This is a genomic window from Nostoc sp. (genome assembly GCF_036916735.1).
Taxonomy (GTDB): Bacteria; Cyanobacteriota; Cyanobacteriia; order Cyanobacteriales; family Nostocaceae; genus Nostoc.
Genome location: NZ_JBALFV010000123.1, coordinates 96,103 through 121,078, shown reverse-complemented (window position 1 = coordinate 121,078; position 24,976 = coordinate 96,103). Strand labels below are relative to the sequence as shown.

Below are 24,976 nucleotides of genomic sequence, written 5' to 3'. Positions count from 1 at the left end.
AGCTGAGAACATCGGAAGCTGGGTGCGGTGAAAGTCGCACGCCCAGATTTAACTGAGAGGTGCGGGGAATAATATTCCCCATCGACTCAACCAAATGTTCCTCAAGGTGTGCGCTTGCAGCGTATCAATGATGAAGCAGTTGCAATTGAGCCTCAAACTCATAGTGCAACAGTGCATTTGCAGAATCATCAAGTTCTACACACTCAAATCGTTGTTCTTGCTTTTGGCAACTTTCCACCTAGCAATCCTCGTGTAGAGACAGCTGAGTTTTATCAGAGCGATCGCTACGTGAAATCTGCTTGGTCTAATAAGGCATTGAACGAGTTAAACTCAGAAGAATCGGCGAATAACTTAGCTCAAGAGTTTCTAAAGCAACTAGAAACTGAGGGTAAATATTCTCAACTTTTTGGGGTGCAAAGCCAACAGACAACGGCTTCTACCGCCAAGTTGTTGTGACATTGTCCTCACCCTGCCTAACGGCTGAGGGTGGGGACTTCTCCTTGATCTTGTATTTAAGGGACTTGCATTCCACGTTGCACAGCCGGACGTTGCTGCACTGTCTCCACCCAGCGTTTGAGATTTGGGTAGTTATCGAGTGTTAAACCAACAAATTCATAAATCGCTACCCACGGATAAGTCGCAACATCTGCAATCGAATAGTTACCACAGATAAATTCATTGTCTTGTAGTTGTTTATCTAAGACACCATAAATACGTAAAGTTTCCTTTTCATAACGTTCGATGGCGTAGGGAATTTTTTCGGATGCAAAGCGTTTAAAGTGGTTAAGTTGTCCAAACATTGGCCCGACTCCTCCCATTTGGAACATCAGCCATTCTAGGACTTGAAAACGGCTTTTTTGGTCAGTTGGTAAGAGTTTGCCTGTTTTTTCGGCTAAGTAAATCAGAATTGCGCCGGATTCAAAAACTTTAATCTTAGTCTCTTGGTCAACAATGGCAGGAATTTTACTATTGGGATTGATGGCGACATATTCAGGTGTAAATTGCTGTTGAGTAGTAATGTCAATTTTGTGGACATTGTAAGGCAATTCGACTTCTTCCAACATGACGGAGGCTTTGCGTCCATTGGGCGTGGTGAAGGTGTACAGATCAATCATGTGCTGCTACCCCAGAATATTGGCAATTTCCGAAGGTAGTGTAGCTTTGATTGAGAAACAAGGGTATTGGTCGATAGAGAGATAATGGCAATACTAGAAGGAGGCAAAAGCTAAAGACGTTACTATTGCTGAACATTTACGCTGTCAAAAATTAATTCCACGATAAATTTCAGTTATAGGAATTTCTACGTTTAAACGTGTAATTTGATCGCCACAAGGCGGGCGGTTACGCCATCGCCATCAGGCAAGCGAAACAGTGCCATCTCACACCAACTGCATCTGCAAAGCACTCGGCTTTTAAGTAATCGAAGGACTTTAGAGTATTGCAACCCAACGTTAAACTAACCATCCCAGGTTGTGACAGTGCAACTGAATTCGCCCAGATGGTTAACTATAACTCAACACCCACCCTTGCCCATGAGTCAGGGGTGTCCTTGGAAGTCGTTCAAGAGGATAAATAGGATAACCTTATCGCCACTACCCTTTATGTTGAGTTCGTTGCAGTCCGTACTCGTTTTTCTATAACAATGAATTACTTATACAAAAAAGATAAGGGATTGCTCATATTTTCCGCAAAACCAAGAATACCGCGATGCCTGCGGCGGGCTACGCCTACGCGATGTTCGTAAATTAATTTACCTTGAGAATCAAATAGAAAAGTGCCTCCCCGTTGTGTCAAATAAGATGAATCTGGTACATAAGTATTCCAGTTGCTCAAAACTTCAGTCATATTCCGCAGACGCAGGGTTGTTAGTTCAAATGGTCGCTGAAAGCCTTTTCCCCCAACAGCTTTGAAAAACGAACCTTTTATTGGTGGTAAAGGTGTACCCCGAATAACTTCCTCATCAGCAATTAACTGAGGTGCTTTTTTATCACCTTTATAACCTCGAAAAACTTCCTTTAGAGTTCCCGGACTAGCAATCCCCGCACACATTAGCATTAAATTAAGCCAAGCTTTTTGTGACGTTGATAGCATTGGGAATGTTTATCTTCCAAATCCGTCAAATAAGCACGGTTGAAATGTCTTTTGGCTGCTGTTGTGCCAGTCAATTTGTTACCGTTTAGCTACTATACGGGCAAAAGACTTGATTTCCCTGACGATTTGCTTTCCTACTTCCCCCAGAACCTCTAATGCTTATATTATCGCTATCTTGAAAAAGACTATACGGAAACAAACCAAGCGCTCAACGTTTGCTAACTTACCTGTATACATCTTTTTGCGTCAGTGAAAGCACGCAAAGCGGAACTACAAGCAGCAGCAAAATATTGGGAGTCAGCGTCAGTTTCAGAAACCAAGCGCCAAAGGCAACTGCGATCGCAGATTTTTTACATCTGCTGACATTCGGCAGGCAAGTAATCAAAAGATTTCAAATGTTTCAGCCCAATTGTCATACCATTTCACGAAAAGCCTGATACAAATAAAGCATCAAGAATAAAATCTCAACCTGTAATAGAAGCAACGATTGATGTGTTTAATTGTTCCAATCGCTTCCAAATAAATTCTCTTAATTCATCTAAAGTTGAGAAGCTTTCCCAAGTTAAATGCCTTTTAAGGGAGATCCAAAAAATAAAATGCCACTTTTTTTATCTCTTTGTAATAAATCCGGGCAAACAAATTTCAGCTCATCAATAAATAATCAAGTTTTTTGAGAATATTACACAGCAATTTGCTCCCAGCCAGAATTCTCCTCAAGAATATCTATTTCCACTTGAGAAAGTACTAATGGTAGCATTTGTTGTAAATCGCTCAGGACAATTTTAATATCTTCTATATCAAATTTATAATACTCAGTTAGACTCCCAATCGGATAATTAAAGTTGCGATAGCGATGTTTAAAATATAATTCAATATTTCCTCGGTGTAACCAAGTTCCTAGTACCTTAATACCAACAGCTTGGTAATGTGCTGCTAAGTCTAGTTTGATCTCTGCTAATCGGTCTTTAATAGGTCTAGTGGTTACTCCTATCTTGTACAGAATATCTTTGTCTGTTTGAACCTCTAAAAAATACAATGTACAAGATAAGATACGTTTAAGTTGAGCGCGGTACAGTTTTAAATCAGTGAGTCTGTATGCCAAATCTGGGGCATTTTTGTAGTTGGCATGGTCAAAAGCTAGCTCTAGCTTTAGTAGCTTTTTCAGTAATAATGGCTCTTGCACTTCGTTAAATAATTTCAACTTTAGCGTTCCGATGGGGATTTTTCCCAAATTTGTGAATTCATAGGCAGGTGGTTTAATGTAGACATTTTTTCTGAACATTTCTGCTTTTATCAACCCAGGAGTAACTAAGTGGGAACTGATAGGGTAATTTTTGACTCCGTACTCCTGCCAAAGCAGCTTTAACTGTGCTAAATCCTTGCCGGATAACTGAACATTGAAATTATCATACAGTGGCAGAGTAGGGAATTCTCGGTTAGCTATGGGGCGACAAGTTTGGTCATTATGAGCCAAATGATGCTCTTTAACCTTGCCTTTTTTAGCTGTTAAGCCACCATTACAGTAAGGACACTTAAGTGAAGTCTTTCCCCTTTTAATATCTTCAATACATATCAAGATACCATGTTCATTTACACCATATTTTAGCCACATTGCCACACCATGATTTAAAAATTGAATTTGCTCTTACCAGTGTGCTTCAACTTTTTAAAAATGTATCTATCTTATGGAGTAGGTAATGTTGGGTTTAAAAATGTAAGTGTAATAGAGTGAAGTGTAGGCAAGCATTTACCGTAGACATCGCTTTTGCTGATCTACAATACTTAGGGGATTCCGAAGTTTTCCACAATTGTTAGTAATATCAGTTTTTATGTTTGAACAACAACCTGAAGATTTACGATTTTATGTCAAACAGTTAGCTACCAAAGCTTTACAAAAATCAGAACCATTGGCATGGTTTGAAGTTTTATATGCCGAAGCTAAAGGTGATACAGCAAAAATTCCTTGGGCAAAGTTAGCTCCTCACCCTTATCTACAAGATTGGTTGACGAATCATGAACCATTTCCCTTACAGCAGAAGGCGTTAGTCATTGGTTGCGGCTTGGGAGATGATGCCGAAGCTTTAGCTCATCTGGGGTTTGAAGTAACTGCCTTTGATATTTCTCAAAGCGCGATCGCTTGGTGTCAAGAGCGATTTCCCAATTCGGCTGTCAACTATGTAGTTGCAGATTTGTTAGCAATTCCTGCCCAATGGCATCAAGCTTTTGACTTTGTTTTTGAATGTCGTAATATTCAAGCTTTGCCGTTGAATGTGCGTTCTTGGGTTATCTCCTCAGTTACCTCGCTTGTTGCTCCCGGTGGCACACTTTTGCTGATTACTCGTGTTCGAGAAACAGAAGCTGAACCCTCTGGGCCACCTTGGGCATTATCAGATTCAGAACTCAAACAGTTTGAAAGTTTAGGATTACAGCAAGTAGAAAAACTTGAGTTTTTAGAATCTGAGTTTGACGTTAAGCAAGTGCGGATTGAGTATCAAAGGCATAAATAATTCTTTAACAAGTGTATTGCCTTTCACTTCTCTTGGATAATCTACTAATTTGTAATACCAATTCTCTAAAATGAGGCAATACATTCAAACCCCAAACCCAGATATAGTAAGGCTTTCTTAATTACGAATTACGAATTGGTATAATTCCCAGCGATCGCCAAAGGAAAACAACCGTGCCGATTGCACAAATATGGTTATCCACCAGAAAAGCAAGAAATACTTTCATCTGGTCTATCTGAATATCTTTTTTTTCTGATTTTAGATATACTCTCGAATTTTCTCTCGTCACTTTGAAGGTGAATACAAAATATACTCCAGCTTAGAAACTTTTTTTGACAAAATTACCCACCCCTACCATCTTCGATGGTGGCCCCATCCGTGGAACCCTCCGCCAAATCCAAAGTGGAACCCTCTTCCAAATCCGAAGTTGATGCCATAAGTAGGATAGGGCGACACATAGATGGGATAAGGGTTGTAGATGTAAGCAGGAGAAGGCGCTACGGTGTAATAACCATCTTCATTACAAACCTGAGTAGTATGTTGCACAATTGTTCTAGGTACAACATTCTCTTGCCCAGCATAAGGTAGATTCAAATAACCATCCTGAAAACCACGAGCGAATTCACCTCCCGCAGTCCGAGGTTTATAAGCTTCCCTGTTCCGAGCGCTTTGTTCTCCTTCTCGAAAACCATTTGCATAAGCATAGGGGTGGTCAGCCGCCGATTCTTTGAGTACTCTATTATCAGTAACAGGATGACAGTAAACAACCCTATCAGCTTTAGCGGCTTGGGGAAAAAGTAAAGATGTTGAGCCAGCGATTAAGCTGAATATTCCAGCAACAACTATTTTCTTCACAGCCTTTAACCTCATTTATGCTTAATGCTCTAAGCCCTTTAACTTTAATTATAAAACCTGAATCCTTACGGTGACATGAGCCAAAAATCATAAATCCCCTGTTAACACCCTTGCCTTTAGGCTAGGGGATTCTAGGGCGTGTCATCAATTAGGTAAACTGGAATCAGTGATTCTTGGGATAAGCCAATCCGTTGCAGTTACAGGTGTGTAGGCTAGCAAAAACCGTAGGCATCGCTCTCTTTTTGGAGGATGCCAGCAGACAGCCCCGGCGATGCGTGTCTTTACTTTGTTGTTGACTTTGCGGCTGGACTAGTGCTGTATGTGGGTGAGACGTGCAGAAGTAATAAGCGTGGAAGGGCATACATGGCTGCAAAGACTATATCGCCAGCTACCAGGACTTAGATTATCGTTATGGGTTACAAACAGCAGTTAATATCACGTTTTGGTGGGATGCACCTGTTAAGCGACGCGCACGGCAAGAGTTGGAGTTGAGTCTGATTTTGAAGTGGCGCAGTCCATTTAACAAGGAAAACTGGAAGCGCTGGGGGCAACCGTTTAGGTAGGTTAAAGATAACTTAAATATTGCTGTATTCTTCTAGTCAGTGTTTTTACTGCTAAATACCTAAATTTTTATGCATCGCTCATACACTGCATGGCTTGTGACAGTCGCCTTGGCTTTAATTGGTTTTGGGTTAGATGTAAAAAGTGCGATTGCACAACAGCTTTATACATTCAATGCCACTTATGACGTATTCTCCACGTCTCAACCCATCACGCCAGATGTTTCAGTAACAAATATTTCAGGGCAAAGTATTGATGCTCTTTATAATTTAACGAAAGTTAGCGGTTTAACTTACAGTCAAGTTAACTTTGCTACTGGAGAGTTCCGGTTTAACACAGATGCCGCCACATTAGGCTTGCAGGGCTTGCCAGTAGGCGAGGTAGTGTTGTTTGGTAACGGCAGTAATAAATTGTTTGGCACAAATAACGCTACTGGAGTAATTGACTTTCTCTCCTCAAAAGGTACTGCCACAAATATTTTTACTATTACTAGTGGTGAAGGTTTATTTAAAGGCGCTGTCGGCACACTGACACTTAGAGAAGTCTATCAAATCAGTCTAGACCCAAATATTCCGACCACAGGCAAATCAAAAGTCAGTGGAACCATTCAGGTATTTTCTCAAACAGTGAAAGAGCCAAGCACTACCACTGTGTCGGCTTTTATAGGCATGATGGGGGCAGCTTTTTGGCTGCGCCGACAAAGAAATATGCCCACTTCTGGCTGATATAAGAACGCGATGTGTAGTCAAATTCAATTCAGCATTTATAGGGTTTACCGAACCAATAATATTGCAGTTTTCTACACCTTATAATCTACCTAATTTTAAAGACGGTAATCATCAATTATTAGGTGAAAAAACCGAATTTACAAGCTTTGTAATTCTCACTAATATAGTAATCAAAGCAAGGAATTAAATCCAAAGTTGGTTGAGCCAAAACTACTAATAACACAAGGGAAAAATTAATATGCTAGTTCGTCGTTATAACCCCTGGCAAGAATTGAACACTTTAGAACGTCACATCAACGGCTTATTGGGAGATACTAAAGTACCATCTGCACGGCTTGACAGAGATTTTATCAAAGTTCCATCTGCTGAGTTACACGAAACTGATGATGCTATTCTTCTGAAGCTAGAACTGCCAGGACTTGAAGCTAAAGACCTGGATATTCAAGTCACTGAAGATGCTGTTCACATTAGTGGTGAGCGCAAGTCCCAAACTAAAACCCAAAACAATGGCACTACCAAGAGCGAATTCTACTATGGTAAATTCCAACGTGTAATTCCTCTATCTGTTAGGGTTCAAAATACCAATGTCACCGCAAATTATAAAGACGGCATTTTGAATCTGACATTGCCTAAAACTGAGCAAGAAAAGAACAAAGTTGTCAAGGTTAATCTGGAACAACCTGCTGCATAGTGTGAAACTACTCACCTCCAATAATTGATTGAGATAGTTAAAAGCCCAGTTAGAGATGACTGGGCTTTTTTGTATGCCATGTCTACGACGAGCTGCGCCTACGCTCTTTTTTTCTCTAAGAATTGGGTAGGGGCGATCGCTCACTTTCCAAAAGAACCATCGCAACTATCCCTCCACACTGCCATAAATTCTTCCCACTCCTCCTTAATCTGGGGTGGTTTGTCTTTGGTCAAGCCAACGAAATCCCCGCACTTAATCGGCGGGGACTGTGGCTTTCTCTAAGCAGTTTTATCGATACAAATGTACTGTGAGTGGTGGCGAAAGACAAGCGATCGCATAATATGCAAATTCAAATTGTCCATCCGACTTGTAATCGTCAGGCTACAAGCTTAGATTTAAGTAGGTGTAAATTATATAACTCAACTTATGAACGAAAGGGCTAGTGAAGTCATTCAGATTCAGAAAGCTTCTCAAGTAGCATTAGAACATTGTAAAAAATGGGAGAAGTATTATAGATTAAGTAGCACAGGTTTCCAGTGGGCATATTTTCTTTCACAGTTTGCTGCTGTTGCTCTATCAGGAATTACACCAATATTAATATTGATGGATAATACACCTAAATATGTCCAGGCAATTCCACCTGCAATAGCATCTATTTCTGCGTCTTTGGCTGTTTATAATTGGAGGTCTAGTTGGGTTCGTTCCCGACGTGGTGCTAATTCACTTGAAAATGAAAGACTAAATTTTGAACTAAGAATAGGTTCAGACTACAGCCTAAATCTACCCGATGAAGTAGCAATTGAAAATTTTAGAAAAAATGTCATGCGAGTTCAAAATCAAACTTTAGAAGAATGGGAAAAGATAGTGGTCAAGGAATCTGAAAATTCTAATATTTCCCAACAGAATTAGCCTTAGGGAAATTATACATTTTTTAAATACTGCTGCGCTTTTATTTAATGCGATCGCCCCATCGCACCCCTACATCTGCTCCATCTTCACACCAGGGACTTCCATCATCACCGTAGTAATTGGTACTAATCGCCCCATAGTTGTATAGTGACTGTTTCCTACGGCTGTTGTAGTCGAGCGCTCCTTAAATCACCGCATGGTGATGTGAAACCACCCCGCGTTTTTGGCATTGGTACCCTGTACAGCTGGCAAGTATTGACAAAGTAGTAAAATAGCCAGTCTGCCTCAGATAAAGCAGCCGGGGGTTCCCTTCTCTAGGTTGCTTTTGGGAGCAACGCGAAAAAGTGAGATCCTGATGAAATGGGCTTTCTTGAGCAGAGGAGCAGGGGGAGTAAATAGACAATGCTAGTATTTTTTACTACCTAAACAGATTGCTTATACACTTGTTTTTTCTCTTCCCCTGTCTCCCCTGCTTACCCATCTCACAAAATCGCATTGCTCCCACCGAAGAGGTACAGAAGTAGCTTTTCCCACAGTAAGATAAAAAAACAACTTAAACACTAAATTAGTATTTTAATAATACTAAAATTACTAGATTAAATCTTGAAACTATTGGTACATGGTATGTCGCTCAATCCCAATCTGGATGAAATCCAGTTGACCAAAGACGATTACGAACGCTACTCCCGACACTTGATTTTGCCGGAAGTAGGACTAGAAGGACAAAAGCGCCTGAAAGCTGCCAGTGTCCAGTGTATCGGTACAGGTGGACTAGGTTCACCACTACTTTTATATCTGGCGGCGGCGGGTATTGGACGTATCGGGATTGTCGATTTCGATGTTGTCGATACTTCCAACTTACAACGCCAAGTAATCCACGGTACATCCTGGGTAGGTAAACCTAAGATTGAATCAGCAAAAAACCGCATTCACGAAATTAATCCCTATTGTCAGGTTGATTTATACGAAACCCGGCTAACTTCCGAAAACGCCCTGGAAATCCTTCAACCTTACGATATCGTTGTAGATGGAACTGATAACTTCCCCACCAGATATCTAGTTAACGACGCTTGCGTATTGCTAAATAAGCCCAATGTCTACGGTTCAATTTTACGCTTTGAAGGACAAGCTACTGTATTTAACTATCAAGGTGGGCCAAATTATCGTGACCTTTTCCCAGAACCACCACCACCAGGAATGGTTCCCTCTTGTGCAGAAGGTGGCGTATTGGGAATTTTGCCAGGAATTATTGGTTTAATCCAAGCAACGGAAACTGTCAAAATTATTCTGGGACAAGGTAATACCTTAAGTGGACGATTGCTGCTATACAACGCCTTAGATATGAAATTCCGGGAGTTGAAGCTGCGTCCTAACCCAATTCGCCCAGTCATTGAAAAACTGATAGACTATGAACAATTCTGCGGAATTCCACAAGCTAAGGCAGAGGAGGCTAAACAGCAGATGGAAATGCAAGAAATGACTGTTAAGGATTTGAAGGAGTTGTTCGATAGTGGTGCGAAGGATTTTGTACTGCTAGATGTCCGCAACCCCCATGAGTACGACATTGCTAAAATTCCTGGTTCAGTGTTGATACCCTTACCAGACATTGAAAATGGCAATGGTGTTGCGAAGGTGAAAGAAATATTGAACGGTCACCGTTTAATTGCTCATTGTAAGATGGGCGGGCGATCAGCAAAAGCTCTCGGTATTCTCAAAGAAGCCGGGATTGTTGGGACGAATGTCAAAGGCGGAATTACCGCTTGGAGTCGAGAAATTGATCCTTCTGTTCCAGAGTATTAAAAATGCAAAGTAACGCAGAGGTTTAAGGCAAAGGTACGCAAAGATTATTCTCTGCGTACCTTTAAGTTTAAAACCTGACTTTCCTAATTACGAATTACGAACTTGTACTGAGCGACTTGTGCCGAGCGGACTTGTACTGAGCGAAGTCGAAGTATTACGAATTAGCTACAGGTTTAACTTGATTTAGCAAACTATGCAGTTTTTCCCCTTCAATAACCTCTGTTTCTAAGAGTTGAGTAGCGATCGCTTCTAGCAAGTCTCGATTCTGTCTGAGAATCTCTAAGGCTTGTTCGTGGGCTGTTTCCACGATTTCCTTGACTTCGATATCAATAGCTTTGGCTGTATCTTCACTCACCGCCCGCCGAGGATTACTAGCACCATTACCTAAGAACATTGCTTGTTGTCCTTGTTGGTAAGCCAGTGGCCCTAAGACTTTGCTCATACCATAAGTTGTCACCATCCGTTCTGCCAAGTCAGTTGCTCGTTGCAAATCGTTGGAAGCACCGGTTGTAATACTGTTAAACACAATCTCTTCGGCGGAACGTCCACCTAATAGAGTTGCAATCTGACCCCGCAGTTCATGTTCATTCATCAAAAAGCGGTCTTCAGTTGGTAATTGCAGAGTGTAGCCCAAAGCAGCCATCCCACGAGGAATAATCGAAATCTTTTCTACGCGACCGTTTCCTGTTGTTAGCGCCCCGACCATTGCGTGACCGACTTCATGGTAAGCAACAATCTTTTTCTCAGTCTCGTTCATCACCCGACTCTTCTTCTCTAAACCAGCGACTACGCGCTCAATTGCTTCGGCAAAGTCTTCTTGAGCAATCCTTTCACGCATATTACGGGCTGCTAATAGTGCCGCTTCATTCACCAAGTTTGCCAAATCTGCACCAGCAAAACCAGGAGTACGAGTAGCGATCGCTCTTAAATTTACATCATCTCCTAATTTTACCTTTTGAGCGTGAATCTTGAGAATTGCTTCACGACCAGATAAATCGGGACGGTCTACTAACACCTGGCGGTCAAAGCGACCTGGACGCAGCAATGCAGAGTCAAGGCTTTCGGGGCGGTTGGTAGCTGCTAATACAATCACCGTTGCATCCCCAGCTGCAAACCCGTCCATCTCTGTTAATAATTGGTTGAGGGTCTGTTCTCGCTCATCATTACCACCGTAAAAGCCGTTACTGCTACGAGACTTACCGATCGCATCCAATTCATCAATGAATACAATACAGGGAGCCTGTTTTTTAGCCTGCTCAAACAAATCCCGCACTCTGGAAGAACCTACACCAACAAACAATTCTACAAATTCCGAACCAGAGATACTGAAGAATGGAACTCCTGCTTCTCCTGCTACGGCTTTCGCTAAAAGTGTCTTACCAGTACCCGGAGGCCCAACCAATAACACACCTTTGGGAATCCTAGCGCCAATTTGCGTAAATCGTGCTGGAGTCTTGAGAAAATCCACAATTTCCACTAACTCAGTTTTGGCTTCTTCTACCCCAGCCACGTCTGCAAAGGTGATTTTAGCTGAATCGCCTTCAACGTAAACCTTAGCTTTGCTTTTACCAATAGAAAGCGCACCTTGGGGGCCACCACGGGCGACAAAGAATTGCCAAATACCAATAAAAATCAGTGGTGGAATCACCCAACTTAAGAGGGTTGTAAACCAAGTATTCTTGGGTGGAGGTGTAGCAGCGAACTCAACTCCTTTTTCTTCTAGCAGTTTGGGTAACTCTAAATCAAAGATTGGTGTAGTTGCAAACACCGGGCCCGGCTCGGCATTTTCTGTTTTTAGTTGGTAGAGGATCTGGTTTTGACCAACAGAAACGCGGTTGACTTCTCCTTCTTGTACTTGATGAATAAATAAGCTATAAGGAACACCAGTAGGGCCAGAGGCAAATAAACCAGGTAAAAATAAATTTAAGAGCAAAAATAGCCCTGATACTGCCAGTAATATATTAGCAATGATCCGAAAACGAGGTGACTTAGGCTGTTCTTTAATTGCCATAAATATTACCAATCCTTAAAATGAAAACTTCAGAAAGTCAGTTATTTACCATCCAAATAGTTGAAGCAGCTTATGCTGTTTCTAACCAATCAAAAATTTGGGCTAACTGATCGAGTGTTACCAGTCCATACTGCCAGAGGGTCATAGCCAGAAAGTTGGGGGTCTGCTCACAATGTCGCAAAGCAAGAGAAATTGCTCCACTAGGAATACCCAACTCTTCCTTTAAAAAATGCACCAATTGATCTGTAACTTTCATCGCAATGTTAAATAAGCCTTATTTCTGAGAGAGCTTAACTTGTGTGATGTAATGTTTAGGCTGAATCGCTAAGTTGTTCAGTTTGTGTTGATCGCTAAGAATACTACCGATTTTCATAATTTCTCCCATTTAGCAAGGGTTACAGGATTTTTTTATTTATGTAACTAAACTTAACAATTAAATTAATCTTTGTGAACTAACGAGCAAATACGGTTTACCGTACTCAAAGAGTTAACATCACTCGAAATGAGAAAACTTGAGGAACGCGGATTTGATTAACGTGAATTCGACAGATTCCAAAAAACCTCTCCCGAAGCAGGAAGAGGCTTAAAAATCGTAATATTTCGTACCCAACTCAGGATATTCAAGCCCCTCTCCGTCTCAAAGAGGCGTTGGGGAGAGGTTCATCGAAGTCATGTGATTTTACAACTTCCCAGAGCGATCGCCTTTGCCAAAGTCATGTAGAGTTATCTGTAGTGCGATCGCTAAACTATCTAGACTCACTAGCGATCGCTATTTTATTGTCCATCATCCTGAATATAGAAGCTGTTCTGGCAAACATTGCAACATTTCTCCAAAACATTACAACATTCATAAGGAATGTTTTAATGTTTCTCATCAACATTACAATATTTCGGTATAACCTATCTCCCAATCCCTATTTACCACCCGGACACACTTGCTGCACTCTTTGGGGAAGTTGTTGACACATCTGCTGGAATTTTTGAGGATTAATTTGCCACCAAGCAAATAATCCCAAACTTGTACCTCCCACAAGCAACGCTAACACTCCCCCCAGCATTACCAAACCTTTACCCCGCTTAGATTTTGTAATTAAGGTTGGTGGGATTTCAGCGCTTAAAACTGGTTCTTCTGAAAGATCCAAATCTAGATCCAAATCTAGCAAAGCTTGCGAACTTTCTGTAAAAGAAATTGGTTCTTCCAGTTCTAGTTCTTCTAGTTCTTCTAGTTCTTGTTCCTCTTCTTCTTGTTGTATTTCTGCTTCTATAATTTCTTCTGGCAACGCCGGAGTCACAGATACTAAGTATTCTGGGGAGACACGGCAATAAGTGAGAACAACCGACGTATTATCATGCCCATTTTTTTCGTTTGCTAATTTAATCCAGTTGCAGACAGCATCTTCAACTGTCAATTCACCTATTAATACGGGTATTGCATAATCTTGCCAAGATTGTTCCACCAAGTTTTTATCACTTAAACCATCAGAACAAAGTAGCAATATGCCATCTTCTTCTACAATGAATCGTTGAACCTTGAGACGCAAAGATTCTGCATTTCTTGTCCCTAATGCTTGAGTTAAAGCGCTAGCATCTGCTCTTAAGAGTGCTTTTCGATACAAGCTTTTAGCAAAACGCACTTCTCGCGTTGCCACATCATCATCTACTGTCAGTAGCTGACAATAATTGCGAGTAATCCAATAGGCACGGCTATCGCCAACATTAGCCAAGTAAAGTTCATGAGTATTATTTGATTGCCAGCCAGTACTCGTCTGCACTCGTTGTGGAACTTGCACCGCCATAACAATAGTTGTAGCCATGCGTTCTTTGCCTTGGCGTTTTTGTTCATTATTACGGACACTAATCAAATTATTTACTACCCGTAAGCTTGCTTCTAAGTGTTGCTGCAACAACTCTGGTGGTACAAGTACAGTTTGTTCTGTAACCTCCTTGAATAAAGCACGAATTTGTAACTTTACAGACTCTACCGCCAACTTACTTGCAACTTCCCCGCCTTCATGTCCGCCAATGCCATCGCAAACAATCGACAAGTGAGGCAATAAAGGTTCATCTAGGTCACTCAAAGCATTTGGGTAGCAAGCGTCTTCATTTTGAGCCATAATTGGGCCAATATCCGTAGAGCCTGCCACCTTCAAAACCAATGGCAATTCTGCAGCAGATGCTAGTAGTAAATTATTGAGTTGAATCTTAACAGTCTCTAACTCAACCTCAGTTTCACACATCTGCTGGACTATCTTCTGTAACCCTTTGGCTACGGATGCCTTGGCAGGCATTAACCAAAATCGCCAACACTCTCCGAGATTTTGTAAACTCAGTTTTTCATCTGCTGGTGTTTGGTAGAGTTCCAACAGGCGCACACACCAACCTTGAACTCTCAAATTTTCTACTACTAGTAAACTGCGGCTAAGTCCTAATTCTGATAAAGGTGTCCAAAGTTGGATAATTTGCCATAGCCAGTAAACTTGTCGTACCGCCGTTGCTTGCTCCCATGCCTCAACAATAGTTGGATAGATATTTCCGTTTTCATCTATCGGCACATTTTCTAATAAGAGGGTATCAATTGTATCTCCCTCAAGGTTACTAGCAAACCCATAAGGCTGTGGGAGATGTAACCGTTCTTGATATAACCGTAGATAAGAAATTACTTCTGTTGGCAATTCTTCAGGTACATCTGGCGGTAGTCCTGGTTTAGTATCCAGCCAAATCTGGGGACTAATTACCTCATACCTTTGTGCTACCCTCGTACCTGGTGAGATTTTGGCAAACAATGAGCCAGTAGCCCAAAGATAGCGGTGAACTAAAGGAGTTTGACAAGTGGCACAAACACTATCTCCAATAGGATTAATCGGGCTATTACAGGCTGGATTTATACAATAAATTATCAGTTGAGTAGAAATCATAAAGGTATAAATTTAACAAAACAATCAACTCATGAACTTCGATCAACTATAGCTAGCAAAGATTTCAAGGCTAGAATAGACTGTAATTGTGTACTGCTAGCTACATCTTGTTACTGAAATTAATCAAAATTATTGGTAAAAATACCAAGTTTTGTTTTCTGTAAATAACTTAGGTCTGGCTGTATCTAATCGTAGAAATGCATTTACGTCAATAATGTAGAGACTAGGATGGCGCTATGCCAAGTTTTACCTTAATCTGGCTGATGACAGGAGCAGTTCTGTGTTTAATGGAACTTTTCTTACCATCGGCGTTTGTCGCCTTCATGATGGGAATTAGCGCTTTTGTGGTGGCGCTGCTGTCTGGAGTGGGTATGGGAAGTGTATGGTTGCAAATTGTGGTTTGGCTCTTGCTTTCCACAGCCCTAATCATACTTTCTCGTCGGTTTTTGCAACCAAGACAACGCAAATTAAAAATTCAGGATGCAGTCATAGCTGAAACCTTAACAGAAATTCTGCCTGGAAAAACAGGGCGGGTGCGCTATGAGGGAAATTCTTGGCAAGCAAGATGTGACGATGACAAATTTACTATACCACCCCATCAAAGAGTTTATGTAGTTAGGAGGGAAGGTACTACTTTGATTGTTGTACCGGAAAATCTGTTGAATTCTTAAGTATTTGTGATTTGTCATTTGTCATTTGTCAAAATTCAATAGTTCTTCTGACTCTACTTCCTCTGCTCACTCATCTCCTCTACTTTGCACTCCCTTTAATTAATAAAAATTAGGAGATACACAATGGAACAGTTTTTTTTACTAGTATTTTTAGCTCTTGGTGGTTCTGCTGTAGCAAGTTCAGTGAAAGTTGTTAATCAGGGCAATCAAGCTTTGGTCGAAAGATTGGGTAGTTATAACAAAAAACTAGAACCAGGACTAAACTTAGTCATTCCTTTCGTAGATAGAGTTGTTTACCGAGAAACTATCAAAGAAAAAGTCTTAGATATTCCCCCCCAACAGTGCATTACTCGTGACAACGTCGGCATTGAGGTAGATGCAGTGTTTTACTGGCGGATTGTGGATATGGAAAAAGCCTGGTACAAGGTAGAAAATCTCCAGGCGGCAATGATAAATATGGTGCTGACTCAAATTCGTGCCGAAATGGGACAACTGGAGTTGGATCAAACTTTTACTGCTCGTTCCCATATCAGTGAGCTTTTATTACAGGATTTGGATGTTGCTACCGATCCTTGGGGTGTGAAAGTGACACGGGTAGAACTGCGAGATATTATTCCGTCTCAAGCAGTGCGTGAATCGATGGAATTGCAAATGTCGGCAGAACGACGCAAACGGGCAGCAATTTTAACTTCTGAGGGCGATCGCGAAGCTGCCATCAATAGCGCTAGAGGTAAAGCTGAGGCGCAAATCTTGGATGCGGAAGCTCGTCAAAAATCGGTAATTTTGCAAGCGGAAGCCGAACAAAAGGCGATCATTCTGAAAGCTCAAGCAGAACGTCAGCAACAGGTTCTAAAAGCCCAGGCGATCGCAGAGTCATCAGAAATTATTGCCCAAAAGCTCCACAATAACCCCAATGCCAATAAAGCAGTGGAAGTACTATTTGCCTTGGGTTATCTCGATATGGGCGCGACAATTGGTAAAAGTGATAGCAGCAAGGTGATTTTTATAGATCCGCGTTCTATTCCTGCTGCTTTAGAGGGTATCCGTTCTGTCGTTTCAGATGGTCAAGTTGACTCTAACGAATTGTTTTCTAAACAAATCCCAGGATTAGAAAATAACCGCCCTAGTTAACTCTCTTTTAATAAATAGCTAGGCAAAATTAATTACTGCAAAATTCAGAAGTCAAACACGTTTTATTCTTAGCTTTGAGAGTTAGCTTGTGTACAACCTGACTTTTCATGATATCTGGAAAACCTCTCTCTAAATCTCTCTCCTAAAAGGAGAGAGACTTTGAATTTCCCCCCTTAGAGTCTCGACAAGGGGGTTAAGGCAGTGAGTATCTCACTTTCGTAAACAGTCTTGTAAAACCTCACCCCAAGCCTCTTTTTAATAAGGAGAGGGAGCAATCATCTGGTATATTTGCAAACTTGAAATCCTCCCGTTAAGGCTATTTGATAAAATTATAATCAGCAGTGAAGAAATGCAATGTCTACAACAGGCTACGCCTACGGACTAAATTGTTGCATTCTGCCAATGATAAAATAATCAAGCTTTGATAAGTTGTAAATTATGACCTTATCTATTGAGTCAACTACAGTATTAAGTGTAGAAGAGTTCTTAAAACTACCAGAGACAAAGCCAGCAAGCGAGTATTTTAACGGACAAATCTCCCAAAAACCTATGCCCCAAGGAAAACATAGTACTTTACAAAGCAGTTTAATCACAGCTATTAATGAGATTGCTAAACCGCAAAAAATTGCTTATGCCTTTCCTGAATTACGCTGTACATTTGAAGGTCGTTCAATAGTACCGGATATTGCTGTGTTTGAATGGCAAAGAATTCCCCTTGATGCTAAAGGTAGAATTGCGAATAAATTTGAGATTCCCCCAGATTGGATAATTGAGATTCTCTCACCGGAACAATCACCCAACCGAGTTATCAGCAAAATTACATTTTCTATTCAAAATGGAGCAAAGCTAGGTTGGTTACTCGATTCTGCTGATGAGTCAATCATGATTTTTGAACCCAATAAATTACCAGAATTAAAAGAGAAGCAAGATATCTTACCCATTTTGAGTGTTTTGGAAACTTGGCAATTAACAGTTGTAGATGTATTTAGTTGGTTGAGTTTTATTTGAATAAAGCATTTATTACGAGAGAATTCAGGAGCAAAGCCGGAGACTTTGAAAGCTCCAATCATAATTCAAGAGTAAAACACGCTTTATTCCTCTCATAGAATTGGTATAACTAGTGACTAATCCCAGTAGCTTGATTTACTTGGCATTCGCTGCACAACCCAAAAAACTCTAGGGTGTGGTAAAAAACTTTAAACTTATGGCTCGATTCTAACTGGTCTTCTAGGTCATGAACGGGGCATTGATGAATTGGAATTGAGACACCGCATTGCAAGCAAGTAAGATGGTGTTTGTCTTGCTGCGCTAGACTATAGAGGGCTTCACCATTAGCCAAATTCCGCACTTGTACCATGCCTTCGAGCTTTAAGGCTTCTAGGGAACGGTAAACTGTTGCTAAACCCATGCTCTGATTTGTGTTACGTAGTTCTACGTAAATATCTTGAGCGGAAATGCCTTTTTTGATGGTTTTCAGTAGGTTGAAAATACGCTCTTGACTGCGGGTGCGTATGGCTCTCATAGACAATTATTTTAATATGCTACTGTAGTTGAAGCTGTTAGATGGGCTAATTGATCAATTAACTTTAACGGCTTCGTAATCTTATTTTCACTCAGTTGGAACAGAAAGTTATAGTATAGCGATCGCAGCATTCAGCAAAAGCCCGTGCAAACCAAGTATCTAGCCAAAATTTTCGTGACGCTTCGTCCTTCAGTCTTAGACCCTGCTGGCGTGGCTGTACAATCTGGTGTTAAGCAAATGGGATACGAGAACGTTGACCAGGTGCGGATTGGTAAGTACATTGAACTCACCATCACCTCGTCTGATGAGAAGAAAGCGCGTCAAGACCTTGATCGCATTTGTGACCAAATGCTAGCAAATCCGGTGATTGAAAATTATCGCTTTGATTTGATTGAGGTCGAAACACAGACTGGAGTATTTTAGGGATTGAGCATTGGGGATTGAGGATTGAGCAAGAATCAATAGTTTTTCTTCTTCCCTGCTTCCCCTGCTCCCCCTGCCTCCCCTGCTCCCCACTCCCTTCGACTACGCTACTTCGACTACGCCCCTCGGCTCCGCTCGGGCTGAACTCAATACAAGTCATGGCAAGCCTACTCCCCACTCCCTTTGATTAATCATGAAATTCGGTGTTGTTGTTTTTCCAGGTTCTAATTGCGATCGCGATGTTGCTTATGTAACCAGAGACTTGCTCTTACAACCGACTCGCATGGTTTGGCATCAAGAAACGGATATTGCTGATTTGGATGTCGTTATTATCCCTGGTGGCTTTAGTTACGGGGACTATCTACGTTGCGGTGCGATCGCGCGTTTTTCACCGGTGATGCAGCAGGTTATCGAACATGCCCAAAAGGGTAAGTTTGTAATCGGTATTTGCAACGGTTTTCAAGTATTAACTGAAGCTGGACTTTTGCCAGGGGTGTTGACTAGAAATCGGGATTTGCATTTTATCTGCGATCGCGTCCCTTTAAAAGTTGAGCGGACTAATCTCTCTTGGACACAAGCTTATACGACTGGTGAAGTTATCACTTTGCCCATTGCCCACGGAGAGGGGCAATTCTACGCTGACGCAACCACTCTTGCAAAAATTGAAGATAATGGGCAAGTTGTGTTTCGCTATGAAGGGGAGAATCCCAATGGTTCACTCAACAACATTGCCGGAATTTGTGATCGCCAGGGCAATGTGTTGGGGATGATGCCGCACCCAGAAAGAGCATCTGACGCTATGCTGGGGAATAGCGATGGCTTAAGGCTGTTTCAGGGATTATTAGAGAAGGTAGGGGCATTAGCCTAGTACCGCAAGGCGGAAGTCACGTATTCAAAAGCCAAAAGCCAAAAATTAAATATGTGTTATCTAGGAACCCTTGTAGAGACGTAGCAATGCTACGTCTCTACATTCCTTTTCACTTTTATGTCTATTGTATTAGGTTGGGTGTTTTGCGATCGCGGTCTGAAAGTATAGACTAAAATTCTTCTACAAACGGCGATCGCTCAAATGAATAATTAGCAAACGACTCGCATTCACTACAAACCTTGAATTATTCACACCGCTCTACTTATACGCTTGATAACTGATAATTGTTGACTGCTCACTGATTTAACGTACCTCTTTAAGAGTATCAATTTGCTTGGTAAACAACTCAGTGAATAAACTAAGCACAGTCCGTTCTTCGCGTACTTTTATATTAGCACTAATTGACATACCTGATTGTAAATTTACGTTTTTACCCTTAATCACTAAAAATTGTTTATCCAATGAAATTTTTGCCGGAAATCTATATAACTGATGTGTTTGATCTGGTGGTAATGCGTCTGATCCTATCTCAGTTACTTCCCCTTTGATATCGCCAAACTCGCTGTAAGGAAAGGAGTCAATTCGGACATCTACCTTCATACCTTTCCGCACAAAACCAATATCTTTGTTAGTGATGAAAACTTCAGCTATATAATTTTCATTTGGGACTATTTGCAGGAGTTTTGTAGTCGGAGTCGCTACAAATCCAGGGTTTTTTGCTTGTAAATCGAAAATCGTTCCAGCTACAGGCGCACGGAGTTCTTCATATTTAACATTTAACTGTGCTTGAGATATTTTACTATTTACATCTGCCAAACGCTGCTCATTATCTAAAATAATCTTCATGAATTGGCTATCGATTTCGGCAATCCGCTGTTTGTTATCAGTTATCTTATCCAAAATGTTTTTATCAGAAAGAGCCATAGTATTGCTTAACTCTTGTTGCCCTTTTTCTATATCAAACTGAAGGCGTTTTTCTTCCTCGCCTAATTGTGCTACTTCTGCCGTGCGGTTTTGTACTTCTTGTTGTTGGTTGAGATACTGAAGTTGAGAAATACCACCTTCTTCTGATAATATCTTAAGTTTAGCTAAAATTCCCTTTTGAATAGCTAAACTTGCTTTACTATCTTCCAGCTTATATTTATTTTGAGCTAGTTGTTTTTTAATTTTTTCTACTTCTAATTGCGCTGCCAACGAGCGAGAGTCTAATTCTTTTTTGGCAGCTTGTAGAAGTTGTTGCTCATCAATTCCTAACGCCGAATCTTGACCTGAGTTTTTTAATTGAGTCCGTAATAATTCATTTTCTCCTACTAATGCTGCCCGACTTTTCAGCAGAAAAGCAGTTTCTTGTGGCAAATTCCCGCGCAAATATAACAGTTCAGATCCCGTAGCGGTACTTGCACCCAACAATCGGCGATAAATCTGGTTTTCTTTAGTTAATGCAAGGCGAATTTTATTCAAAGAATTTAATTCAGCAACAGAAGCGATGGAATCAAAAGTCACTAGTGGATCGCCTGCCTTTACTTCTTGCCCATCTTTAACATAAACCGTTTTCACGACTCCACTAACAGGAGCCTGAACTTCTTTGACTGTTCCTTCTGGCTTTAATTGCCCTGTTGCTGGCACTACTTGCTCAATTTTGGCAAAATAAGCCCAAGCAATCCCAAAGCAGGCTAATGCCATTAGAGTGATCATGATTGTACGCGACCACATTGGAGATTGGCGCAAGACAATAGATTGCTCAAATTCTTGACTACTTGAGTTGATTAAAGACTGTTGAGCAGCTTTCTGTTGTTTTGTAAGTACTAATGAATCTTGCTTGACTCCATTTTTATGATTGCCGTTGATGTGATTTCCATTAAGTTGAGTCATAACGATTTTGGATTTTGGATTTTAGATTTGGGATTTTAGATTTGGGATTTTTTGTAGAGTAGGCACTCTTTACCAATGTGAAAACCTTGATTTTGAGATTTTGTGATAGTATCTACTCTACAGTTATTGTTATATCTATGGAATGTTGGTCAAACTGAAAATCCTTTGAAAAAGATGCAGGGAGTGAGGGGGATGAGCGAGCAGGGGAGGCAAGGGGAGATGAAGGAGTGACGGACAAACAAGAATTAATAACTAATGCCCATTGCCCTGTGCCCCATACTTCGACTACGCCCTTCGGCTACGCTCAGGACAAGCTCAGTACAAGTGCCCAATGCCCAATGCAATGACTAATTACAAGTTCACATCTTGTTGCTGATACAGGTAAAAATAATGACCTTTAGCAGCCATTAATTCTTGATGGCTACCTTGTTCTATAACTCTGCTATTATCCATCACAACGATCATGTCTGCATTACTTACAGTGTTCAGCCGATGGGTAATAAAAAATACTGTATCACCCTTAAATGCTTTGGCTAAATTGAGACATATTTGCCGCTCTGTGGGATAATCTAATGCGCTGGTTGCTTCATCTAAAACCAGTAATTTTGGTCGTTGTAAAACAGAGCGGGCGATCGCAATTCTTTGTCGTTGTCCCCCTGAAAGTGCAGAACCCCGTTCTCCTACCCGCGTGTTGTAACCGTTGGGTAAGTTCATAATAAATTCGTGGGCGCACGCAACCTGAGCCGCTTCGATAATTTCTTCGGTTGTCGCATCGGGATTGGTTAGGGCAATATTTTCTTGAACGCTACCGTCAAACAACAAGGTTTCTTGGGGAACTACGCCAATTTGTCGTCGCAGCGAATAGAGTTCCACTTTGGCAATATCATAACCATCAATCAAAATTCTGCCGGACTCAGTTTCGTAAAGTCTCAGCAGTAATTTCATCATCGTACTTTTACCAGATCCACTTTGTCCGACAATGCCGACAAATTTCCCTGGCTCAAATTCGAGGTTGACATTAGAAAGTTGCAGAGGCCCACTTGTGCCAAAACGGAAGGAAACATTTTCGTATTTCACTGCTCCCTTAATCGCAGGTAAAGGTATATTGTAGCGGTCTGTTTCTCCTTCTTGTGGGGTATCGACAATATCGCTTAACCGCTCTAGAGACAAGGCTGTTTCTTGGAAGCTTTGCCAGAGTTGAGCTAAACGCAATATTGGGCTGGTAACGTAACCCGATATAATTCTAAAGGCAATTAATTCGCCTAAAGTTAATTCTCCTTTGAGTACTAAATAAGCTCCTACCCACAAAACGAGTAAGCTACTGAGTTTGTTGAGAAAGTTGCTGGTGGAATTAGCGAGGGTGGAAGTTACAACCGTTTTAAAACCAGCAGCGACAAACCGAGCGTAACGCTCTTGCCAAGAAAAGCGCGATCGCAATTCGATATTTTGCGCTTTTACGGTTTGAATTCCTGACATCACCTCTACTAAATAAGATTGAGTTTCGGCGTTGCGTTCGGCTTTGCCACGTAACTGTCTACTAATGGTGGGAGAAGCAATTAAGGTGATAATCACAAATATTGGAATTGTGCTTAAGCCTACCAAGGTGAGTTGCCAACTGTAAATCAGCATTACACCGATATAGACTAGCGAAAACAGAGCATCTAACCCGACTGTTAAAGCAGTACCCGTCAAGAATTGGCGGATATTTTCTAATTCGTTGATCCGAGTGGAAAGTTCACCCACCGGTCGGCGTTCAAAGTAGCGCAGTGGTAAACGTAACAAGTGGTCAATAATTTGCGACCCTAAACCCATATCGATCCGGTTAGTGGTATCGACAAATAAGTAGGTTCGTAAGGTAGTCAGTACTGCTTCAAATAGTCCGACTACTAATAGTAAAATCCCCAAAATATGTAGTGTGCCAATACTATTTTGAGTGATAACTTTGTCGATAATTAACTGAACCACCAGAGGATTGGCCAACGCTGCCAACTGCACGAAAAAGGAAGCGACAAAAACCTCTATCAGGACTCGACGGTGGCGTGACAAATAGGGTAGAAACCACCGTAAACTAAAGCGTTCTTGCGGCGTTTGATTGGTAGTACTCAGCAGTAATACCCTAACTTTGGGCGGAAAGTCGGTTGGATCAACATCTAATTGTTCAACCAATTGAGCTACTTTGCAGCGCACAATTCCTTTGGATGGGACACCCACAACTGCGGTATTTGTATCCACTTCATATAAAACTGCAAAATTATTACCATAGCGAATCAGTGCTGGTGTTGGAATGCGCGACACTGAGGCGATTGGTAGCTCTATCAACTGCGCTTTGAGTCCAATTAACTCTGCCAGGTAAGCAGTCACTTGAAACGATATAACACCTTGACGTTTGACTTGCTCAGTTAAGATGCGGCGAACCACTTCTCGACGAAACGGCATTTCTACGTGCTTCGCAATCATTTGGAAGCAGGCGAAGGCTGTATTTAATTCTCCCTTACCACTAAAAAACGGGTATTTTTGTTTTGAAGAACTCTTTGAGGTTGGGGGGGGTGTCTGGGGAACTATTTCGTCTGATGCGTAGGGAATATCTAATTCTTCTTGGCTAGCTGATTTGGTGTTACTTACCGCAAGGACTATCTCATGACTATCTTCCAAGATCAAATCTGACGGATGTATACCAACCAACCGTGCGGGGTTTTGACTTATGACTTGGATATTGTCTCTATCATCGTCCGATTCTATGCGATCGCCAGGTGAGAACTTCGTTACTGTGCCTCCACCACTCAAAAACCAGACCCTTTCGCTATCGAGTTGGTTAAATGAAGTTGCCCCTGGAGGGAGGTAATGTATTTTTGCCTGTGGTAAGACGTTTTCTGCCGCTTCTTTAAAATTTAAAGTAGCGATTGGTTGCTGTTTCCAATATGAACAGAGAATATCGAAAACTTCCACTAAATAGCTGCGGTTCTTGCGAGCATTGGCAAAAGCTGGGTATAAACCCAGAAAGCTAAAATATGCCGATGCACTCACGGTTAAACATACTACTTCGGTGGAGGCGATCGCCGTTTCACAGGCTACATCGCGCAACAAACCAATTTCGCCGATAATTTCTCCAGGTTGCAGCAATTTTAGGGTAATTGGCAGTTGCGTCTGGGGATCGTATCCCAACAGGCGCACTTGTCCCTCATAAATGATCGTGATGTGTTCTGGGAGACTTTCTTTACCGATGATTTTCTGACCTATCCGATAGCGCCAAGCTTGCAGCTGTTCTGATAAGTTAGCGATCGCTCCATCTGGTAAATGCTCAAATCCTTCTAGGGTGGTGACAAATTCCAGAAAAGTGTTCTTAATATAAGTCATATAAACAAGTAAAAGTGAGGAATTAAGCCGAAATTATTAGGGAGTATTTCTTACTAACAGTGGTAGT

Annotated in this window: 21 protein-coding genes and 1 pseudogene; 12 read left to right on the top strand and 10 right to left on the bottom strand. The window is 41.3% G+C overall.

The genetic code is table 11. The annotated features are described in order from the left end of the window. Nucleotides 1-114: 114 nt before the first annotated feature. Nucleotides 115-456 (top strand): hypothetical protein, encoded by a 342-nt coding sequence (locus tag V7L20_RS31315; protein WP_334747813.1) that lies wholly within the window; start codon nt 115-117, stop codon nt 454-456. 56 nt (nt 457-512) lie between these two features. On the opposite strand, the gene V7L20_RS31310 is transcribed toward V7L20_RS31315, so the two are convergent. The 3 genes and pseudogenes from V7L20_RS31310 to V7L20_RS31300 all read right to left on the bottom strand — a co-directional run bounded on the left by V7L20_RS31310 (nt 513) and on the right by V7L20_RS31300 (nt 3,703). After that, a complete protein-coding gene (locus tag V7L20_RS31310; RefSeq protein WP_334747812.1) occupies nt 513-1,115 on the bottom strand; it encodes a glutathione binding-like protein in 603 nt (200 codons plus the stop codon). Nucleotides 1,116-1,647: 532 nt separating this feature from the next. Further along, a pseudogene (locus tag V7L20_RS31305) lies at nt 1,648-2,097 on the bottom strand (peroxiredoxin-like family protein); the annotation flags it as partial. Between the two features lie 673 nt (nt 2,098-2,770). After that, the gene (locus tag V7L20_RS31300; protein WP_334747818.1) at nt 2,771-3,703 is read right to left on the bottom strand and encodes a GIY-YIG nuclease family protein; all 933 of its coding nucleotides are present in this window, start codon (nt 3,701-3,703) and stop codon (nt 2,771-2,773) included. A 217-nt stretch (nt 3,704-3,920) separates the two neighbouring features. Here V7L20_RS31300 and V7L20_RS31295 point away from each other — a divergent pair, with 217 nt between their 5' ends. Further along, entirely contained in the window at nt 3,921-4,598 is a 678-nt protein-coding gene (locus V7L20_RS31295; protein ID WP_334747811.1) for a class I SAM-dependent methyltransferase, read from the top strand. A 351-nt stretch (nt 4,599-4,949) separates the two neighbouring features. On the opposite strand, the gene V7L20_RS31290 is transcribed toward V7L20_RS31295, so the two are convergent. Then, nucleotides 4,950-5,453, bottom strand: a complete 504-nt coding sequence (locus V7L20_RS31290; protein ID WP_334747810.1) for a hypothetical protein — start codon at nt 5,451-5,453, stop codon at nt 4,950-4,952. A gap of 632 nt (nt 5,454-6,085) precedes the next feature. Between V7L20_RS31290 and V7L20_RS31285 the strand changes: the two genes are divergently transcribed. The 4 genes from V7L20_RS31285 to moeB all read left to right on the top strand — a co-directional run bounded on the left by V7L20_RS31285 (nt 6,086) and on the right by moeB (nt 10,142). Further along, the gene (locus V7L20_RS31285; protein ID WP_334747809.1) at nt 6,086-6,739 is read left to right on the top strand and encodes a hypothetical protein; all 654 of its coding nucleotides are present in this window, start codon (nt 6,086-6,088) and stop codon (nt 6,737-6,739) included. Nucleotides 6,740-6,980: 241 nt separating this feature from the next. Beyond that, entirely contained in the window at nt 6,981-7,433 is a 453-nt protein-coding gene (locus tag V7L20_RS31280) for an Hsp20/alpha crystallin family protein (protein WP_334747808.1), read from the top strand. A 426-nt stretch (nt 7,434-7,859) separates the two neighbouring features. Beyond that, complete coding sequence (locus V7L20_RS31275; RefSeq protein ID WP_334747807.1) at nt 7,860-8,342, top strand: SLATT domain-containing protein; 483 nt, start codon at nt 7,860-7,862, stop codon at nt 8,340-8,342. A 624-nt stretch (nt 8,343-8,966) separates the two neighbouring features. Next, on the top strand, nt 8,967-10,142 hold the full coding sequence (gene moeB, locus V7L20_RS31270; RefSeq protein ID WP_334747817.1) for a molybdopterin-synthase adenylyltransferase MoeB: 1,176 nt from the start codon (nt 8,967-8,969) through the stop codon (nt 10,140-10,142). 154 nt (nt 10,143-10,296) lie between these two features. Here the strand turns inward: moeB and ftsH4 are convergent, their stop codons facing one another. Together ftsH4 and V7L20_RS31260 are read right to left on the bottom strand one after the other, a co-directional pair. Next, on the bottom strand, nt 10,297-12,153 hold the full coding sequence (gene ftsH4, locus V7L20_RS31265) for an ATP-dependent zinc metalloprotease FtsH4 (protein ID WP_334747806.1): 1,857 nt from the start codon (nt 12,151-12,153) through the stop codon (nt 10,297-10,299). A gap of 70 nt (nt 12,154-12,223) precedes the next feature. Continuing rightward, the gene (locus V7L20_RS31260) at nt 12,224-12,409 is read right to left on the bottom strand and encodes a DUF2949 domain-containing protein (RefSeq protein WP_334747805.1); all 186 of its coding nucleotides are present in this window, start codon (nt 12,407-12,409) and stop codon (nt 12,224-12,226) included. A gap of 392 nt (nt 12,410-12,801) precedes the next feature. Between V7L20_RS31260 and V7L20_RS31255 the strand changes: the two genes are divergently transcribed. Then, nucleotides 12,802-13,116 (top strand): hypothetical protein, encoded by a 315-nt coding sequence (locus V7L20_RS31255; protein WP_334747804.1) that lies wholly within the window; start codon nt 12,802-12,804, stop codon nt 13,114-13,116. On the opposite strand, the gene V7L20_RS31250 is transcribed toward V7L20_RS31255, so the two are convergent. Further along, complete coding sequence (locus tag V7L20_RS31250) at nt 13,068-15,068, bottom strand: protein phosphatase 2C domain-containing protein (RefSeq protein WP_334747803.1); 2,001 nt, start codon at nt 15,066-15,068, stop codon at nt 13,068-13,070. The genes V7L20_RS31255 and V7L20_RS31250 overlap by 49 nt on opposite strands. A gap of 236 nt (nt 15,069-15,304) precedes the next feature. On the opposite strand from V7L20_RS31250, the gene V7L20_RS31245 reads away from it, so the two are divergent. The 3 genes from V7L20_RS31245 (at nt 15,305) to V7L20_RS31235 (ending at nt 17,878) form a co-directional block, all read left to right on the top strand. Then, nucleotides 15,305-15,739 carry an NfeD family protein gene (locus V7L20_RS31245; protein WP_334747802.1) on the top strand — a complete coding sequence of 145 codons (435 nt, stop codon included), beginning with the start codon at nt 15,305-15,307 and terminating at the stop codon, nt 15,737-15,739. Nucleotides 15,740-15,862: 123 nt separating this feature from the next. Further along, a complete protein-coding gene (locus V7L20_RS31240; RefSeq protein WP_334747801.1) occupies nt 15,863-16,870 on the top strand; it encodes an SPFH domain-containing protein in 1,008 nt (335 codons plus the stop codon). 438 nt (nt 16,871-17,308) lie between these two features. Then, nucleotides 17,309-17,878, top strand: coding sequence for a Uma2 family endonuclease (locus V7L20_RS31235; protein WP_334747800.1), 570 nt, complete (start codon nt 17,309-17,311; stop codon nt 17,876-17,878). Between the two features lie 109 nt (nt 17,879-17,987). On the opposite strand, the gene V7L20_RS31230 is transcribed toward V7L20_RS31235, so the two are convergent. Further along, a complete protein-coding gene (locus V7L20_RS31230; RefSeq protein WP_334747799.1) occupies nt 17,988-18,392 on the bottom strand; it encodes a Fur family transcriptional regulator in 405 nt (134 codons plus the stop codon). 144 nt (nt 18,393-18,536) lie between these two features. Here V7L20_RS31230 and purS point away from each other — a divergent pair, with 144 nt between their 5' ends. Then, nucleotides 18,537-18,815: a phosphoribosylformylglycinamidine synthase subunit PurS gene (purS, locus tag V7L20_RS31225; protein WP_334747798.1), complete on the top strand. Its 279-nt coding sequence runs from the start codon at nt 18,537-18,539 to the stop codon at nt 18,813-18,815. A 193-nt stretch (nt 18,816-19,008) separates the two neighbouring features. Further along, nucleotides 19,009-19,683 carry a phosphoribosylformylglycinamidine synthase subunit PurQ gene (gene purQ / locus V7L20_RS31220; protein WP_334747797.1) on the top strand — a complete coding sequence of 225 codons (675 nt, stop codon included), beginning with the start codon at nt 19,009-19,011 and terminating at the stop codon, nt 19,681-19,683. 303 nt (nt 19,684-19,986) lie between these two features. On the opposite strand, the gene V7L20_RS31215 is transcribed toward purQ, so the two are convergent. Both V7L20_RS31215 and V7L20_RS31210 read right to left on the bottom strand, forming a co-directional pair. Beyond that, complete coding sequence (locus V7L20_RS31215; RefSeq protein WP_334747796.1) at nt 19,987-21,555, bottom strand: HlyD family efflux transporter periplasmic adaptor subunit; 1,569 nt, start codon at nt 21,553-21,555, stop codon at nt 19,987-19,989. A 351-nt stretch (nt 21,556-21,906) separates the two neighbouring features. Further along, the gene (locus V7L20_RS31210; protein WP_334747795.1) at nt 21,907-24,909 is read right to left on the bottom strand and encodes a peptidase domain-containing ABC transporter; all 3,003 of its coding nucleotides are present in this window, start codon (nt 24,907-24,909) and stop codon (nt 21,907-21,909) included. Between the last annotated feature and the right edge of the window lie 67 nt (nt 24,910-24,976).